Here is a 17,219-nt window from a genome sequence, read left to right as displayed (position 1 = left end):
TCGGGTGCGGCCACTGGAGCAGGTGATCACGTGTCGTTGCTGCTGATCGCGCTGGCGCTGCTGGTCTACCCGCCGCGGGCGGCGTTGGCCAGGCTGGCGCCGCGGCCGCGCCGGCAGGCCCCGGAGCGGGCGCGGGCGCCGGATCCGTTCGCGCTGCCCGCGACCTGGGACCTGCTGGCCGCCACGCTCAAGGCCGGGCTGCCGGTCCCGACCGCGCTCGACGCGGTGCTCCCGGGCATGCCGCGCGCGCCGGCGAAACCGCTCCACACGGTCGCGGACCTGCTGCGACTCGGCGCCGACCCGGTGACCGCGTGGAACCCCGCGCTCGCCAACCCGGCGACCGCGCCGCTGGCCAGGGCGGCCAGGCGGACCGCCCGCTCGGGCGCGGCGCTCGCCGGTGCCGCCTCCGCGCTGGCCGTGGCGGCCCGCGCGAACGCCGCCGACGAGGCCGAGGCACGGGCGCAGCGCGCGGCGGTGCTCGTGGCGGGTCCGTTGGCCCTCTGCTTCCTGCCCGCCTTCCTCTGCCTCGGGGTCGTCCCCGTGGTCATCGGGTTGGCGGTCCGCATCGGGGAGAGCTGGTGATCATCCACAAAGGACGGAGAACGCACGTGTTGGACGACAGGGGAATGAGCACCGTCGAGTACGCCATCTGCACGTTGGCGGCCGCGGGGCTGGCCGTGCTGCTGCTGGCGCTGGTGACCGGCGACTGGATGAACGGCATGCTGGAAGGCTTGCTGCGCAAGGCTTTCGCGGCGGTCGGCTGATGGGCCGCGCCGACTGCGCCGGCTCGGGCTGGTCGCTGACCTCGCCCGTCCGGGCCCGCAACCCGGCGTTCCGCCACCGCCACCCGCTGCTGATGGTGCACCACCCGCACCTGGCGCCGAGTCGGACACCGGGCCACCCGCCGTCCTGGTCCCGGCACCGGGTCGGGCCGGCGATCCGCGCCGACCCGCCGCCCGGGTCGGGCGGAGCGGAACCGGCCGTGGTGGGCGTGCCGCAGGGTGACCCGTCGGTCCGGAACCGGGCCGGGCCGGAGAGGGCGTCGCCACGGGCCGGTGCCGAGCCCGGTGCGGCGGCCGGTGGCGGGCGCGTGCCGCGGTGGCCGCTGGGTGATCGCGGGTCGGTGACCGTGGAGGCGGCCGTCGGGATCGGGGCGGTGGTGGCCGTGCTGGTGCTGTGCGTCCAGGTCGTGATGGCCGTGGTGGGGCAGGTCCGGTGCGTCGACGCGGCCCGGGAGGCGGCGCGGTTGGTGGCGCGTGGTGACCAGGCGCGTGCCGCGGGGGTGGTGGCGGCCATCGCTCCCGAGGGCGCGCGGCTGGTCGTGCGGGTCGAGGGGGACGCCGCGGTGGTGGAGGTGAGCGCGGTCGGGTTGTTCGTGCCGGTGCGGGCGAGCGCGTTCGCGATGGTGGAGCCCGGTGCGGGCGATGGGTAGCGGGTTGGGGCGGGACGAGAGGGGGTCGGTGTCGGTGGTCGTCGTCGCGGTGATCGGGGTGGTGATGGCGTTCGTCGCCTTCGGCGTGGAGTTGGGGACGGCGGTGGTGGCGCGGCACCGGGTCGTGGCCGCGGCGGATCTCGGCGCGCTGGCGGCGGCGTCCGGGTTGGCCTGGGGGGTGGAGCGCGCCTGCGCGCGTGCGGAGTGGGTGGTCGTCCGAATGGGCGGTCGGCTGGACGACTGTTCGGTGCGCGGGTGGGAGGTGGTGGTCGAGGTGTCGGGCGCGGCGTCGGTGTTCGGTGCGCCCAGCGCGCGGGCGAGGGCAGGTCCGACCTAAGTGGCGGGCGGGTTCGCCGCGACGAACGGTCGTTCGCCCACGGTGAGCGGACTCACAGCGGGGTTCGCGGCGGGTGAACGGTGGGTCGACAGGACCGCCGGCGTTCAGCCGCCCGCCCGACTGCCCGACGTTCGCCGTTCCGTACCTACCAGTTGTCGCTTGCCGGTTACCAGAAGCCCCTGTCATGCCGTTAGTTCAAGTGGTGGCACCGACACGGTGTCGAGAAACACCCGACACGGTGTCGTGGCGAGGACTTCCGGAGGCGAACACAAGATGGAGTGGTCGGATAGCTGGCGCGGGGCCTTCCGCATCGAGCTGCGCGCAGAGGCGGTCAACCTCGCGTGGCACGGGTGGCCTGTGCTGCCGGGCACCTATCCGGCCGGCGACGGCTGGGCCGGGCGCGACGAGGTCGAGCACGACGGCCCGACGCCGGTGCACCACGACTGGCAGGAGCGGATCGGCACCAGTGCGGACCAGGTGGCCACCTGGTGGACGGGCGGGTCGTACAGCATCCTCCTGGCCACCGGCCACGGCGTGGACGCGATCGAGGTCGACGCCGACCTCGGGCGCAAGGCGGCGGTGGCGTTGCGCGCCACCGGTGTCCCGGTGCCGATCGTGGCGACCCCCGCGGGCCGCTGGCTGTTCCTGGTCGCGTCGGGCGAGGGGCTCCGGTCCGGCGGCATCGCCGCCGACTGGGCCGCCGAGAACGGCGTGACGCACCACGGCGAGGGCGAGTACGTCCCGCTCCCGCCGAGCCCGTTCCAGCACGGCGTCGCGCACTGGCGGGTCAAGCCGCAGATCTGTGGCTGGCAGCTGCCGGCCGCGGCCGTGGTGCAGGACGCGCTCTTGGAGGCCGTCGCCACGCCGGCCACCCTGGAGACGGCCCTGGTCGCCGCCGAGCGCGGCTGACCCGAGCCACGACCTGAGCCACGCCCGAGTTCCACCACCCCGGGCGCGACCGTGACCGGGAAACCGGGCCACGGCCAGCCCACGGGGAGCCATACCGATCAGGGCACGGCGTCGATCTGGTGCCAGAAGCCCGAGCACGACCGGGACCTGGAGCCGAATTTCCGGGCCACGGCCGGGACTTCGGTCCCGGAGCCCGGAGCACGACCGGTTGGCGTGCCGAGTCCCCCTCGGCGCGCCGGAGTGCCGGCCAACGCTTCCCCGTCACCGGCGAGTCCGGACCTGCGAGCCACTCGCCGGTGACGGGGGTACGAACCAACCGGTGGTCGACGCCGGCGGTCCACGACCGCCCGGTCCGACCGCGTAGTCCGACCGCCCAGTCCGACGACCGAACACGACGACTGAACACGGCCGACAGCACCGCACCGGAGCACCCGGTTTCGGAGCCCCGACCCAGGGCGCCGAAACCGAGCGCCGGAGCCGGAGCACCGAATCGGCAGCACCAAAGGCCGAGTGCCCGCCCCGGGCACCCGACCCGGAGCACTCGGGGCGGCGTACTGAATCCGGTGCGTCGAACCTGGTGCGCCACAACAGAACTTGGCCGTGCTGGGCGTCAGCGGGGGTTTTCCCCGACGGCCCCCAACACGACGTCCAGCACGGCCAACCCGCCCGCCTTGTCCAACGGGTCGTTGCCGTTCCCACACTTCGGCGACTGCACGCAGGACGGGCACCCGGCCGGGCACGTGCAAGAAGCGATCGCCTCCCTCGTGGCGGCCAACCAGGGGACCACCGCGGCGTAACCGCGGTCGGCGAATCCGGCACCACCCGGATGGCCGTCGTGCACGAACACCGTCGCCTCCCCGGTGTCCTCGTGCACCGCGGTCGACACACCGCCGATGTCCCAGCGGTCGCAGGTCGCGAACAGGGGTAGCAGGCCGATTGCCGCGTGTTCGGCGGCGTGCAGTGCGCCGGGGACGCGCGTCGGAGCCAGACCGGCGCCCCCCGGCGCACTGCCCAGCAGCTCGGCGGTCACCGTGTACCAGACCGCGCGGGTGTGCAGGGTTTGCGCGGGCAGGTCGAGCGGCACCGAGTCGATCACCTGGCCGGACGGCAGCTTGCGCAGGTAGCCCACCACCTGCGAGGTCACCTCGACCTCGCCGAGGCACACCGTCACGCCGCCGAACACCCGCTGCTCCAGGGTGTGCACGACGGTGATGTCCTTGGTGTCCCTGGCCGTGGTCGACCACTCCGGCCGGGCCGCCTGGACGAACGCGATGCCCGCCTCCAGGTCCAGCCGGTCCACCACGTACGACTCGCCCTGGTGCAGGTACACCGCGCCCTGGTGCACCGTCCAGCAGGCCGCGCCCGGGTCCACGGTCCCGAGCATCCGCCCCGAATCCGCCTCCACCACGACCACCTGCTCGCCACCCGACCCGCGGATGTCCACGTCGCCGTGCGGCCGTTCGCGCGAGGTCCAGTACCAGCCGTTCGGCCGGCGGCGCAGCACCCGGTGCGTCACCAGCCCGTCGACCACCGCCCGCGCCGACGGTCCGAACTCGGCCAGGTCGTCCTCGGTCAGCGGTAACTCTGCCGCCGCGCAGGCCAGCTGCGGCTCCAGCACGTACGGGTTCGTCGGGTCCAGCACGGTCGCCTCGACGGGCTTCTCCAGCACCGCCGCCGGGTTGTGCACGAGGTAGGTGTCCAACGGGTCGTCCCGCGCCACGAACACCACCAGCGCGCTGGAGTCGCCGGTCCGCCCGGCACGACCCGCCTGCTGCCAGAACGACGCCAGCGTGCCCGGGAACCCGGCCACCACCACCGCGTCCAGCCCGGCGATGTCGACACCCAGCTCGAGCGCGTTCGTCGTCGCCACCCCGAGCAGCTCGCCCGACGACAGCGACCGCTCCAGCGCCCGCCGCTCCTCGGGCAGGTACCCGCCCCGGTACGCCGCGACCCGCTCGCCCAGCTCCGGGTCGACCTCGGCCAGCACCCGCCGCGCGCCCAGCGCGGTCAGCTCCGCGCCCACCCGCGACCGCACGAACGCCAACGACCGCGCGCCCTCGACCACCAGGTCGGCCAGGATCCGCGCCGTCTCGGCGCCCGCCGACCGCCGCACCGGCGCGCCGTTCTCGCCCTGCAAGTCCTCCAGCAGCGGCGGCTCCCACAGCGCGACCGTGCGACCGGAGCGCGGCGAGCCGTCGTCCACCACCGCCGCGCACGGCACACCGACCAGGCGGGAAGCCGAAGCCGCCGGGTCGGCCACCGTCGCCGACGCCAGCACGAACACCGGGTCCGCGCCGTAGCGGCGGGCCACGCGGCGCAGCCGGCGCAGCAGCAACGCCACGTGCGACCCGAAAACGCCCCGGTAGGAGTGGCACTCGTCGACCACCACGTACCGCAGGCCGCGGAAGAACCGGATCCACCGGGCGTGCTGCGGCAGCACACCGCGGTGCAGCATGTCCGGGTTGCTGAACACCCAGTTCGCGTGCGCCCGGACCCAGTCCCGCTCGGCCATCGGGGTGTCACCGTCGTACGACGCCGCGCGCACTCCCGGCACCGCCAACGAGTCCACCGACCGCAGCTGGTCCGCACCGAGCGCCTTCGTCGGCGACAGGTAGAGCGCGGTCGCCCGACGATCACCCGCGAGCGTGCTCAGCACCGGCAATTGGTACGCGAGCGACTTGCCCGACGCGGTGCCCGTCGCGACGACGACGTGCGAACCCTCCCAGGCGAGTCGCGCGGCCTCGACCTGGTGCCGCCACGGGTGGTCCACTCCGCGTTCCACCAGCGAGGAGACCAGTTCCGGCACCGCCCACTCCGGCCAGTGCGCCGTTCGGGCCACGCGCTGAGGCAGGTCGGCGGTGTGCGTCAGCGGCGATTCGCCGGACGGCACCCCGGCGAGGACCCGGTCCAGCAATCGTCGTCCCTGGTTCGCCACGGGGCGCAGCTTCGCACACCCCACCGACACCCTCGTTGCTTCCTGCGTTGATAACGGAGTGTGCACGGAGTGGGACTGATCGTCGTGGGGTTGCGCAGTATGAATAGACTCCGCCGCTATCGCGCCCAATGAGGGGTGCATCACGTTGTGTCGGGACTGACAGTCGCGTGAGTTTGCCGGTCCCGGTGAGGTATGGCGCGGTGCACCTCGCCCTTGGGCTAGGAAAACTCACCAGGAGGACGGATGTCCCGGCAATTCCTCGCGGAGGGCCTCGAGCTCTCCGGAGGTGATCGCGGCGTGGTCGCCGTGATCGCCGTGGTCGCCCTGGCTGCCCTTGCCGTCGGGTATGTGCTGCTGCGGGAGGTCCTGGCCGCCGGCCAGGGCACCCCGAAGATGCAGGACATCGCCAAGGCGGTTCAAGAGGGCGCAGCGGCCTACCTCAACCGGCAGTTCCGAACCCTCGGCATCTTCGTGGTCGTGGTGTTCGTGCTGCTGTTCCTGCTCCCCGCCGACGACACGGGGGAGCGCATCGGCAGGTCGCTGTTCTTCATCGTGGGCGCGTTGTTCTCGGCCGCGATCGGCTACATGGGCATGTGGTTGTCGACCCGCGCCAACGTGCGCGTGGCGGCGGCGGCGAAGGAGTCCGGTGGTCGGGAGAAGGCCATGCGGGTCGCGTTCCGCACCGGTGGCGTGGTCGGCATGGTGACCGTGGGCCTCGGCCTGTTCGGCGCCGCGCTGGTCGTGCTGGTGTACGCGGGCCAGGCACCGAAGGTGCTGGAGGGCTTCGGTTTCGGCGCCGCGCTGCTGGCCATGTTCATGCGGGTCGGCGGCGGCATCTTCACCAAGGCCGCCGACGTCGGCGCGGACCTGGTCGGCAAGGTCGAGCAGGGCATCCCCGAGGACGACCCGCGCAACGCGGCGACCATCGCGGACAACGTGGGCGACAACGTCGGCGACTGCGCGGGCATGGCGGCCGACCTGTTCGAGTCCTACGCGGTCACCCTGGTGGCGTCGCTGATCCTGGGCACCGCCGCGTTCGGCTCGAAGGGCCTGCTGTTCCCGCTGATCGTCCCGGCCATCGGTGTGCTGACCGCGGTGATCGGCGTCTACACGACCAGCGCGCGCTCCGGCGAGAACGGCCTGTCGGCCATCAACCGGTCGTTCTACATCTCGGCGGTCATCTCGGCGGTGCTGTGCACGGTCGCGGCGTTCGTCTTCCTGCCCACCTCGTTCGCGAGCCTCGACGGCGTTCCGGACGCCATCAAGGGCACCTCGGGCAACCCGGCGGTCGTCGGCGCCGTCGCGGTGATCATCGGCATCGTGCTGGCCGCCGTCATCCTGAAGCTGACCGGCTACTACACCGGCACCGAGCACAAGCCCGTCAAGGAGGTCGGCCGCACCTCGCTGACCGGCGCCGCGACGGTCATCCTGTCCGGCATCTCGGTGGGCTTCGAGTCCGCGGTCTACACCGCGCTGGTCATCGGCGCGGCGGTCTACGGCGCGTTCCTGCTGTCCGGCTCGGTCGTCGTGGCGCTGTTCGCGGTGGCACTGGCCGGCTGCGGCCTGCTGACCACGGTCGGCGTGATCGTGGCCATGGACACCTTCGGCCCCGTGTCGGACAACGCGCAGGGCATCGCGGAGATGTCCGGCGACGTGGACGGCGAGGGCGCGCAGATCCTCACCGAGCTGGACGCGGTGGGCAACACCACCAAGGCCATCACCAAGGGCATCGCGATCGCCACCGCCGTGCTGGCGGCGACCGCGCTGTTCGGCTCCTACCAGGACGCGATCACCCGCTCGTTGGCCTCGGTCAACGAGACCGTCCAGTCGATCAACCTGACGTCGTTCTCCAACACCGTGTCGGTGCCGAACGTGCTCGTCGGCCTGATCATCGGCGCTGCCGTGGTGTTCATGTTCTCCGGTCTCGCGGTCAACGCGGTGACGCGGGCGGCGGGCGCCATCGTGTTCGAGGTGCGCCGCCAGTTCCGGGAGAACCCGGGGATCATGGACGGGACGGTCAAGCCCGAGTACGGCAAGGTCGTCGACATCTGCACCAAGGACTCGCTGCGCGAACTGGCCACCCCCGGCCTGCTCGCGGTGATGGCGCCGATCGCGGTGGGCTTCGGCCTCGGCGTCGGTCCGCTGGCGGGCTACCTGGCGGGCGCGATCGCGACCGGCACGCTGATGGCGGTGTTCCTGGCCAACTCCGGTGGCGCCTGGGACAACGCGAAGAAGCTGGTCGAGGACGGCAACCACGGCGGCAAGGGCTCCGACGCCCACGCGGCCACGGTCATCGGCGACACCGTCGGCGACCCGTTCAAGGACACCGCCGGCCCGGCGATCAACCCGTTGATCAAGGTGATGAACCTGGTGTCGGTGCTCATCGCGCCGGCCATCGTGACGTTCACCGTCGGCGAGTCCGCCTCGGCGGGCGTCCGGTACGCGATCGCCGTCGTGGCGGTCGTGATCATCGTGGCCGCGGTCGTCGTGTCCAAGCGGCGCGGCACCGCGATCGCGGACGAGCCCGCGGAGGCGACCGTCTCCAACGGCGCGGCGTAGGTCGTCGCGACGCGGGTGTCCTCCCTCCGGAGGGCACCCGCGTCGTGCTGTGTGCACACTGGAGGGGTTGTCGCACCCGGACCCAGGAGTTGTCATGAGACCCCGCCTCGCCGTGCTGTTCGCCGCTCTCCCGGTGGTGCTCGCCGGGTGCGGACTCGTCGGGGGTGGCGGGAGCACCCCCTCGGCCACGACCTCGGCCAAGCCGGACGACTCGGCGGCGGTGACGTACATGGACAAGGTGTGCTCGGCGGCGGGCGCGTTCGTGTCCGCGCCGAAGACGCCGCCGAAGCTCGACCAGAACGACCCCGTGAAGCTGAAGGCCGACATGGCCGCGTACATGGGTCAGATGGCGGACGCGTTCACCAAGACCGCGTCGGCGTTGAACGACATCGGGCCGTCGCCGGTCGCCGGTGGTGACGAGCAGGTCGACAAGATGGCCGCGACGTTCACCTCCATCGCGGCGTCGTTCGCCGACGCCAAGACGAAGATCGAGGCGGCGGACGCGAACGACCCGACCGGCGGGCTCCAGGCGGCGGGCGAGGCGATCGCCCGGATGGACGAGTTCACCACGCCGTTGAAGGAGTTGCAGGAACAGCCGGCGTTGCGGACGGCGGCCGAGAAGGCCAAGAGCTGCCAGGCTTTGCGCACTCTGAGTCCGTCCGACACCTCGTCCGCGCGTCCCACGGCGTAGTACTTTCCGGGTCGACGTCAGTCGATCCAGGGGGATTTCCGGTGGAGAACCGTCGTGCGATGGCCGCTGTGCTGGTGGCCGCGGGTTTGTTGGTCGGTGCGTGCACCGGTGGTGGCTCGGCCGCGGGCGGCTCGTCCGCGTCCGCCGGCCCGACTTCCACCTCCGCCGCCTCCGGGTCCGGGTCCACCACCGGGTCCGCCTCGGTGCCGACGTCGGACCCGGTGGTGTGGGCCGGGACGTACTGCGAGGGTGCCGGGCCCGCGGTCGTGGGCGCGTTGGAGATGCTGAAGGCGCTGCTCGCCGGGGGTGCCGGCGACCCGGCCGCGCAGAAGCAGGCCTTCCTGACGTACGTCGACAAGGTGTCCGGGCCGATGGTGGAGGCGGGGACGAAGCTCGAGAAACTCGGCCCGCCGAGTGCCGAGGCCGTGTCGCTGCACGCGGACGTCGTGAAGGCGCTGAAGGAGACCGGCGCGGAGGCGGGCGAGGTCCGCACCAAGCTCGCCGCGCTGGACCCGACGTCGCCGGACTTCGAGTCCCAGCTGTCCGCGCTGGGCGACGGCCAGACGTACACGACCGAGGTGAAGGACCAGATCACCCGCCTGAAGGCCGACCCGAAGCTGACCCAGGCGTTCCAGACCGCCCCGCAGTGCCTCTCCCTGGTCAAGGCACTCGAATCAGCGGGCATCTAACGTAGAATCGTTCAACAATCCCCACCACCCACAATCAAACATTCCCCACCCACCGAGCCGCTCAACCCCGGCAGCCTCGACCTGCGCCGCCGACCGCGGGCCGAGCCGGAGATCGACGCCTCGACTCCGAGTGCCTGCCCACCCGCCGAACGCCCACCCGCCGGCCGTGGACGGCCGGGCCTGACCGCCGGGCATGACCGCAGAGATCGGCTGCCGGGCATGACCGTCGCGCCTGACCGCTGGGCGTGACGGCCGAGCCTGACCGCCTGGCATGACCACCGGGCTCCGACCGCCTGGCTGACCACCGCGCCCGACCACCCGACAGGACCACCGGGTCCCGACCGACCGTCCGCCTGGCTGACTGCCGCGCCCGACCGTCCGACATGACGGCAGGGCATGACCGCCGAGCCCTACCCACAGGGCATGACCACCAGGCCCGACCGCCGAGCACGATCGCCGCACCCGACCCCTGGGTGTGGTTGCCGGGCGCGGCCGCAGGGCATCGCCGCAGGTCATGGTCGCTGCCCCGCCCGACGGTCGAGCGTGGTCGCCGGGCGGGGTCGGCGGGTGTGGTCGCAGGGGAAGCGGGCTTGCGCGGTGCGGGCCGGGTGGGGCTGCGGGCTGTCCAGGGAGGGTGGGCGGCTCTCGGCATTGTCGGAATCCGGTGCGCGACCCGCCTGATCGCGAGCCCGGCTGCCGGTTCCCGGCACGAGGTCCTCTCGCGGAGGCCGGCGGCGAGGTCGAGTGTCGAGCCCGGGCCGCGGGTCCGGTGACTCGACTGCCGAGTGTGCGCCCGGCGGCGGCCTCGCCCCTGCCGGTCGGGCAACCGAGTCGAGGTGGACGCCGAACGCCCGTCGAGCTGTACGCCGAGCAGCCCGCCGCACGCCGTCGACCAGCCCGCCAAGCGCCGCCGACCAGGCCCCGCCGAACGCCCGTCGACCAGCCCGCCAAGCGCCGCCGACCAGCCCGCCGAACGCTCATCGAGCGGTGCGGTCGAGGGCCACGTCCGCGCCGTTCGGGGTGGCGTCCTCTCGTGGCCTTCTCCTTCCTTCTTGCGTTCTTGCTTGGCTCACTGCGCTTCTCGTCCTGCCGCCACTGCCTCGGAGGCGCGCCCGGGGTGGCCGAAGGGATTGTGGGATTGTCGGATTGTGCGGTTGTTGGATGTGTGGATTGTTGAACGATGTTGGCGGGGGATTGTTGAACGTTTGGTGGCGGGGGTGGGTTCGCCCGGTCGGAGACTGGTTTGCCTCGAACGTGTGTTCTACGCTGCGTGGCCGTGGGGCAACTGTCCTTCTTCTCCGCCGAGGCGCGGCAGCCGTGCGTCGGTGACCTGGCCGGCCTGCTGTGCGGGCCCGGTCGGGCGGTGGGGTTCGCCAAGGGGCGGGCGGCACGGGTGGTGGTGGGGGTGGACGTGGCCGCGCGTGGCGGGGGGCTCGTCTCCGCCATGGCCGAACGCGGGGTCGAGGCCCGGGTCGCCGCCGACGAGGACGGGCGGGCGCAGGTGAGCACCGCGTTCCGCACCGACCTGACCGGGTTGGCCGGGCAGTGGTTCGACGGGGAGGTCAAGCGCGTGCCGGACGGGTTCGACCTCGACGGAGGGGTGCTCCGGATGTGGGCGCTGACGTCCGGCCGGTGGGTCGAGAGCGGCTACCTGCTGGGGCTCGACCCCGACGCGCCCGACACCCACGAACCCCTGCGAAAAGCGTTGGCGACCTCGGGGCTGCCCGCGACACTCTTGGGTGAGAAAGCCGGCGGCCCGGCACTGCGGGTGATCGGCCGCCGACGCCTCGAACGGCTCGCCGAGCTGGTCGGACGTGCTCCGAGCGGGGTCGCCGGGCACGCGTGGCCCGCCGCGTAGCCGGTACTCCTGCCGGGCGATCAGGCACAGTTGTGTCACCCTGTCCCGACCAGGGCTGCCCAGCGGCGACAAAGGACAGTGCACACTGGCGGATCGGGACACAGTGTTCGAAGAGAGCGGGACGGCGTGGCTGGAACGACACGGACGAAGAAGAGCAGCGGGGGAACGGGCAACCGGCGATTGGTGATCGTCGAGTCGCCCGCGAAGGCGCGCAAGATCGCGTCCTACCTCGGCAACGGCTTCGTCGTGGAGTCCTCCAAGGGACACATCCGTGACCTCCCGCGCGGTGCCGCGGACGTGCCGGCCAAGTACAAGGGCCAGCCCTGGGCACGGCTCGGCGTGGACGTCGACCACGACTTCGAGCCGCTCTACGTGGTCACCCCGGACAAGCGCTCGACCGTCGCCGAGCTGAAGGAACTGCTCAAGGGCGTCGACGAGCTCTACCTGGCGACGGACGGCGACCGGGAGGGCGAGGCCATCGCCTGGCACCTCCTCGACACGCTCAAGCCCACCGTGCCGGTGCGCCGGATGGTCTTCCACGAGATCACCGAGCCCGCGATCCTCGCCGCCGCGGCCAACCCGCGCGACCTCGACCAGGACCTGGTCGACGCGCAGGAGACCCGCCGCATCCTCGACCGCCTCTACGGCTACGAGGTCAGCCCGGTGCTGTGGAAGAAGGTCATGCCGAAGCTCTCGGCGGGCCGCGTGCAGTCCGTGGCGACCCGGATCGTGGTCGAACGGGAACGCGAGCGCATGCGGTTCGTCACGGCGAGCTACTGGGACGTCTCGGCGACCATGGACGCCGGCGCCGACGCCACCCCGCGCCAGTTCGGCTCACGGCTGGTCGCGGTCGACGGCACGCGCCTGGCCACCGGTCGCGACTTCGGCCCGGACGGCCGCCTCAAGGACTCCGCCGACGTGCGGGTGCTGGACGAGCAGCACGCCCGCGCGATCGCCGAGGGCCTGGTCGACGCCTCGCTGAAGGTCGCGTCGGTCGAGGAGAAGCCGTACACCCGCAAGCCGTACGCGCCGTTCATGACCTCGACGCTCCAGCAGGAGGCGGGCCGCAAGCTGCGGTTCTCCGCCGACCGCACCATGCGCACCGCGCAGAAGCTCTACGAGAACGGCTACATCACCTACATGCGCACCGACAGCACCACGCTGTCGGAGACGGCCATCAACGCCGCCCGCGCCCAGGCCACCGAGCTCTACGGCGCGCAGTACGTCGCGAGCCAGCCCCGCCAGTACACCCGCAAGGTCAAGAACGCCCAGGAGGCCCACGAGGCGATCAGGCCCGCGGGCGAGGTGTTCCGCACGCCCGGCCAGGTGGCCAGGGAGCTGGAGTCCGACGAGTTCAAGCTCTACGAGCTGATCTGGCAGCGCACGATCGCCTCCCAGATGGCCGACGCGCGCGGCAACACGACCAGCGTGCGCATCGTGGGCGCCACGGCCGGCGGCGAAGAGGTCACGTTCGCCTCGTCCGGTCGCACGATCACCTTCGCGGGCTTCCTGAAGGCCTACGTCGAGACGGTCGACTCCGAGGCGGGCGGCGAGTCCGACGACGCCGAGTCGCGGCTGCCGCAGCTGGTCAAGGACCACGTGGTGCACGCGGCCGAGCTGTCCGCCGACGGCCACTCGACCTCGCCGCCGCCGCGCTTCACCGAGGCCAGCCTGATCAAGACGATGGAGGAGTTGGGCATCGGCCGCCCGTCCACCTACGCGTCGATCATCAGCACCGTCCAGGACCGCGGCTACGTGTGGAAGAAGGGTTCCGCGCTGGTCCCGTCCTGGGTGGCGTTCGCCGTGGTGGGTCTGCTGGAGCAGCACTTCGGCCGGCTCGTGGACTACGACTTCACCGCCGCGCTGGAGGACGAGCTGGACGGCATCGCCGCCGGCCGCCAGGAGCGCACCACGTGGTTGTCCGGCTTCTACTTCGGCGGCAACGTGGGCCCGGAGTCGTCGGTGGGCCGTTCGGGTGGTCTGAAGAAGCTCGTCGGGTCGAGCGTGGAGGAGATCGACGCCCGCGAGGTGAACTCGATCCCGCTGTTCGCCGACCCCGAGGGCCGCACGGTCGTGGTCCGCGTCGGCCGCTACGGCCCGTACCTGGAGCGCGACGTCGACGGCACGTCCCAGCGCGCCAACCTGCCCGACGACCTGCCGCCCGACGAGCTGAACCAGGACGTCGCGGAGAAGCTGTTCGCGACCCCGCAGGAGGGTCGTTCGCTCGGCACGGACCCGGTCACCGGGCACGAGATCGTGGCCAAGGAGGGCCGGTTCGGCCCGTACGTGACCGAGGTGCTGCCCGACCCGCCGGAGGGCAAGAAGGCGCCGAAGCCGCGCACCGGCTCGCTGTTCAAGTCGATGGCGCTGGACTCGGTGACGCTGGACGACGCCCTCAAGCTGCTCTCGCTGCCGCGCGTGGTGGGCAAGGACCCGGAGACGGGCGCCGAGATCACCGCGCAGAACGGCCGCTACGGCCCGTACCTCAAGCGCGGCACCGACTCGCGGTCGCTGACCGGTGAGGACCAGCTGTTCACGGTCACCCTGGACGAGGCGCTCAAGATCTACGCCGAGCCCAAGAAGCGCGGCCGGGCCGCCGCCGCGCCGCCGCTCAAGGAACTGGGCAACGACCCGGTGTCGGACAAGCCCATGGTGGTCAAAGAGGGCCGGTTCGGGCCCTACGTGACCGACGGCGACACGAATGCGTCCTTGCGCAAGTCCGACAGCGTGGAAGGCTTGACCGACGAGCGCGCGGCCGAGTTGCTGGCCGAGAAGCGCGCCAAGGGCCCCGCGCCGAAGAAGAAGGCACCGGTCCGCAAGAAGGCCCCGGCCAAGACGGCGGCGAAGACGAAGAGCTAGTCGGGAGGCGGCGGTGTCCGACCCAGGTTTCGACGGAACCCAGCCACCGCCGCCTGCCCGCCTGTTCGACGACCCGTGCGCGGGTCTGGTGACCGGCGAGGTGCTCTACCGGCCCCGGCCGGTCGCGCCGCCGCCGGTGTTCGTCGCCTCGGAGCCGTTCGCCGTCGACCCGCCCGCGCCGCGCCGGCAGAACCCGCCGCGCCGGGCCCGGCCGCAGGCGCCGCACAGCTACCAGCCGATCCCGCTGGCCCAGGCGCACGTGCCGGCCCGGCAGCCCGCCCAGTTCCAGCCCGCGGCGCCGCCACCCGGTCGCGTGCCGCAGCCGCCGCGTCCGCAGCCGCCGCGTCCGCAGCCGCCGCGTCCGGAGCAGTTCCGGCCGCCGCAGTTCCGACCGCCACCACCGGCCAGGCAGCCCGCGAAGAAGTCCGGCGGCGGGGCGCTGGTGGGTTGTCTGATCGCACTGGGTGTGCTCGGCTCCCTGCTCTACCCGGTGATCCGTGAGATCATCGCGACGGTTGCCGATCTCTTCAGATGACGCTCGAAGACCACCCGTACGGCGGATGTGGTCAACGGCCTGAACGACCCCGGCTACCCTAATTGCCTGCACGAACGGCAGGGGTGAGCACCATCCAGGACAGCGGCACAGCAGTCTCGACGAATCACCGGATTCGCAGCGTGTTGGCGATCCGGCCTTTCCGCAGGCTTTGGGGCGTCACCTACCTGTGCAGTGTTGGTGACTGGCTGTCACTGCTCGCTCTGACCGGCCTGGTCACGAAGCTGACCCAGAGCTACGAGTGGCAGAGCTTCGCGCTCAGCCTCGTGGTGCTGACGCAGCTGCTGCCCGGCATCCTGTTCGCCCCGCTCGGCGGCGTGCTCGCGGACCGGTTCGACCGCCGCCGGATCATGGTGGTGTGCGACCTGCTGCGCGGCGGGCTGTTCATCTCGATCGCGCTCGTCGGCACGACGTGGTGGCTGTTCATCGCGAACTTCCTGGTCGGCTGCTGCGCGATGCTGTGGATCCCGGCCAAGGACTCGGCGGTGCCGAACCTGCTGCGCCGGCCGGACCAGGTCGAGACGGCCAACCAGCTCGGCCTGGTGATGACCTACGGCATCTCGGTGATCTCCGCGGCCGGCCTGTACTCGCTGATCTCGGGCATCCCCGGCTACTTCCACGTGCAGAACTCGGACGTCGAGTTCCGCGTCGCGACCATCGCGGTGATGATCAACGGCGCGCTGTACGTGACGTCCGCGATCCTGGTGGCGACCCGGATCCCCGAGCTGTCCGGCCACATCACCGCCTCCGCGCCGAAGCCCGAGGACGAGGGCGCCCACACCGGCTTCTTCGCGATGCTGCGCGACGGTCTCCGGTTCGCGGGCCGCACCCCGCTGGTGCGCGGCCTGGTGATCGGCATGGTCGGCGCGTTCGCGGCGGCGGGCGCGGTGATCGGCTCGGCGACCCCCTACGCCCGGTCGCTGCTGGGCGGCGAGTCGACGTTCGGGCTGCTGTTCGTGGCGGTGTTCGTCGGCTTGGCGCTGGGCATGGCCACCGCGCCGCGGATGGCCAGGCGGCTGACCTACAACCGGCTGTTCGGCACCACGATCGTGCTGGCCGGCGTGTCGCTGATGATCGTCGCGCTGGCGCCGCACCTGTGGATCGCGCTGATCGCGGTGGCGCTGGTCGGCGCGTGCGCGGGCATGGCGTTCCTGACCGGGTTGACCATCGTCGGGTCGCAGGTCGAGGACTCGATGCGCGGTCGCACGGTCGCGCTGCTCCAGCTGCTGCTCAAGGTCGTGCTGTTCGGGTCCTCGACGTTGGCGCCGGTGCTGGTGACGCTCGTGCAGCGGCGGACCATCGTGCTGTTCGACCACCCGATGCAGGTCGACGGCAGCCGTCCGGTGCTGCTGGGCGCGGGCGCGCTCGCGATGGTGCTGGGGCTGGTCGCGTACCGGCAGATGGACGACCGGCGCGCCGAGCCGATCCTGTCCGACCTGATGGCCGCGCTGCGCGGGCGGCGGCGGGTCGGCGGGGTGCTGATCGCGGTCGAGGGTGACACCCGGGTGGACACGTCGGCGCAGGCCAGGCGGTTGGCCGACGCGCTGCGCGACTCCGGGTACCCGGTGCTGCTGGCGTCGGACCCGGACCTCGACGAGCGGCGGTTGCGCGACGTGCTGTCCACGGCGGACCTGGCCGGTGTCCGGGCGCACGCCCTGGTGGCCGCCGCGGTGCGGGCGGACGTGGTGGAACGCCAGGTCCGACCCGCGCTGGACGAGGGCAACGTGGTCGTCATGGAGCGCTACGTCGACAGCCCCCTGGCCCACTTCACCGCCGCGGGCAGCGTCGAGCCGCGCGAGGTCGAGGGCCTGGTGGACTGGGCGACCGGCCGCCTGCGACCCGACGTGACGGTGCTGCTCGACCGCACGCCGTCGGCGGTGGCGGCCGGCCCGAGCGCGCTGGAAACCGTGGAACACCACTGGCGCGTCCAGAAACTCCTCACCGACATGGCCTCCGCCGACCCCGACCGCTACGTCGTGGTCGACGCCGACGGCACGGCGGACGAGGTCGCCTCCCGAGTCCTGACCGCCGTCCGCCCCCTCCTCCCGACCGCCGCCCTACCGGTCTCCGGCACCCCCTGACCGCCGCCCACCCTCCACCACCGGCTGTCGCGCTCCGGGTGTCTGCTGCCGGTGTCCGCTGCCGGTGTCCGCTGTCGAGGCGCGCTGCCGGTAGCTGTCGGCGGTGTGTGTTGCCGTTGCGCACTACCGGTCCCGCACTGGCCGGTCCCACACTGCCGGTCCCGCACTGAAGAACTGCCGCTACGCGCTGCCGGAGTCCCTCGTCGGTATGCGCTGCCGGCCGAGCTCCCGGCCATTCCCCCGAACGCCGCCCGCCGGCACCCCTGACCCACGCCCGCGCGCCGGCCGCCATCGGTACGCGCCGCCGGTGTCTGCC

The 17,219-nt window shown here is 72.4% G+C and carries 13 protein-coding genes; 12 read left to right on the top strand and 1 reads right to left on the bottom strand.

Annotated elements, in window-relative coordinates; all coding sequences use genetic code 11:
• Positions 1–30: 30 nt before the first annotated feature.
• The 5 genes from AB0G50_RS16990 (at position 31) to AB0G50_RS16970 (ending at position 2,678) form a co-directional block, all read left to right on the top strand.
• Positions 31–582 (top strand): type II secretion system F family protein, encoded by a 552-nt coding sequence (locus AB0G50_RS16990; protein WP_360108720.1) that lies wholly within the window; start codon positions 31–33, stop codon positions 580–582.
• Positions 579–764 carry a DUF4244 domain-containing protein gene (locus tag AB0G50_RS16985; RefSeq protein WP_360108717.1) on the top strand — a complete coding sequence of 62 codons (186 nt, stop codon included), beginning with the start codon at positions 579–581 and terminating at the stop codon, positions 762–764. The genes AB0G50_RS16990 and AB0G50_RS16985 overlap by 4 nt, the downstream gene beginning before the upstream one ends.
• Entirely contained in the window at positions 764–1,432 is a 669-nt protein-coding gene (locus AB0G50_RS16980; protein ID WP_360108714.1) for a TadE family type IV pilus minor pilin, read from the top strand. The genes AB0G50_RS16985 and AB0G50_RS16980 overlap by 1 nt, the downstream gene beginning before the upstream one ends.
• Positions 1,425–1,769, top strand: coding sequence for an Rv3654c family TadE-like protein (locus AB0G50_RS16975; protein ID WP_360108912.1), 345 nt, complete (start codon positions 1,425–1,427; stop codon positions 1,767–1,769). The genes AB0G50_RS16980 and AB0G50_RS16975 overlap by 8 nt, the downstream gene beginning before the upstream one ends.
• Before the next feature lie 273 nt (positions 1,770–2,042).
• Complete coding sequence (locus tag AB0G50_RS16970; RefSeq protein WP_360108711.1) at positions 2,043–2,678, top strand: bifunctional DNA primase/polymerase; 636 nt, start codon at positions 2,043–2,045, stop codon at positions 2,676–2,678.
• Between the two features lie 610 nt (positions 2,679–3,288).
• Here the strand turns inward: AB0G50_RS16970 and AB0G50_RS16965 are convergent.
• Positions 3,289–5,613, bottom strand: coding sequence for a DEAD/DEAH box helicase (locus tag AB0G50_RS16965; protein WP_360108708.1), 2,325 nt, complete (start codon positions 5,611–5,613; stop codon positions 3,289–3,291).
• Between the two features lie 243 nt (positions 5,614–5,856).
• On the opposite strand from AB0G50_RS16965, the gene AB0G50_RS16960 reads away from it, so the two are divergent.
• From AB0G50_RS16960 to AB0G50_RS16930, 7 genes are all read left to right on the top strand, one after another.
• Positions 5,857–8,172, top strand: coding sequence for a sodium-translocating pyrophosphatase (locus tag AB0G50_RS16960; RefSeq protein WP_360108705.1), 2,316 nt, complete (start codon positions 5,857–5,859; stop codon positions 8,170–8,172).
• 94 nt (positions 8,173–8,266) lie between these two features.
• Complete coding sequence (locus AB0G50_RS16955; protein WP_360108702.1) at positions 8,267–8,863, top strand: hypothetical protein; 597 nt, start codon at positions 8,267–8,269, stop codon at positions 8,861–8,863.
• Positions 8,864–8,922: 59 nt separating this feature from the next.
• A complete protein-coding gene (locus AB0G50_RS16950) occupies positions 8,923–9,552 on the top strand; it encodes a hypothetical protein (RefSeq protein WP_360108699.1) in 630 nt (209 codons plus the stop codon).
• Positions 9,553–10,828: 1,276 nt separating this feature from the next.
• A complete protein-coding gene (locus AB0G50_RS16945) occupies positions 10,829–11,410 on the top strand; it encodes a hypothetical protein (RefSeq protein ID WP_360108697.1) in 582 nt (193 codons plus the stop codon).
• A gap of 126 nt (positions 11,411–11,536) precedes the next feature.
• Positions 11,537–14,269: a type I DNA topoisomerase gene (gene topA / locus AB0G50_RS16940; RefSeq protein WP_360108694.1), complete on the top strand. Its 2,733-nt coding sequence runs from the start codon at positions 11,537–11,539 to the stop codon at positions 14,267–14,269.
• Positions 14,270–14,282: 13 nt separating this feature from the next.
• Entirely contained in the window at positions 14,283–14,804 is a 522-nt protein-coding gene (locus AB0G50_RS16935) for a hypothetical protein (protein ID WP_360108691.1), read from the top strand.
• 140 nt (positions 14,805–14,944) lie between these two features.
• Entirely contained in the window at positions 14,945–16,903 is a 1,959-nt protein-coding gene (locus tag AB0G50_RS16930; RefSeq protein WP_360108688.1) for a dTMP kinase, read from the top strand.
• Positions 16,904–17,219 lie beyond the last annotated feature (316 nt).

Origin of the sequence: Actinosynnema sp. NPDC020468 (assembly GCF_040642015.1) — a bacterium.
GTDB lineage: Bacteria > Actinomycetota > Actinomycetes > Mycobacteriales > Pseudonocardiaceae > Actinosynnema.
The sequence above is the reverse complement of the archived record's forward strand: the minus strand, read 5'-3'. Positions and strand labels throughout refer to the sequence as shown.

Bases quoted from the DNA above. Each gene is read 5' to 3' on its own strand.
- AB0G50_RS16955 (WP_360108702.1), top strand. From the start codon at position 8,267: ATGAGACCCCGCCTCGCCGTGCTGTTCGCCGCTCTCCCGGTGGTGCTC.
- AB0G50_RS16970 (WP_360108711.1), top strand. From the start codon at position 2,043: ATGGAGTGGTCGGATAGCTGGCGCGGGGCCTTCCGCATCGAGCTGCGC.
- AB0G50_RS16950 (WP_360108699.1), top strand. From the start codon at position 8,923: ATGGCCGCTGTGCTGGTGGCCGCGGGTTTGTTGGTCGGTGCGTGCACC.
- AB0G50_RS16960 (WP_360108705.1), top strand. From the start codon at position 5,857: ATGTCCCGGCAATTCCTCGCGGAGGGCCTCGAGCTCTCCGGAGGTGAT.
- AB0G50_RS16975 (WP_360108912.1), top strand. From the start codon at position 1,425: ATGGGTAGCGGGTTGGGGCGGGACGAGAGGGGGTCGGTGTCGGTGGTC.
- AB0G50_RS16980 (WP_360108714.1), top strand. From the start codon at position 764: ATGGGCCGCGCCGACTGCGCCGGCTCGGGCTGGTCGCTGACCTCGCCC.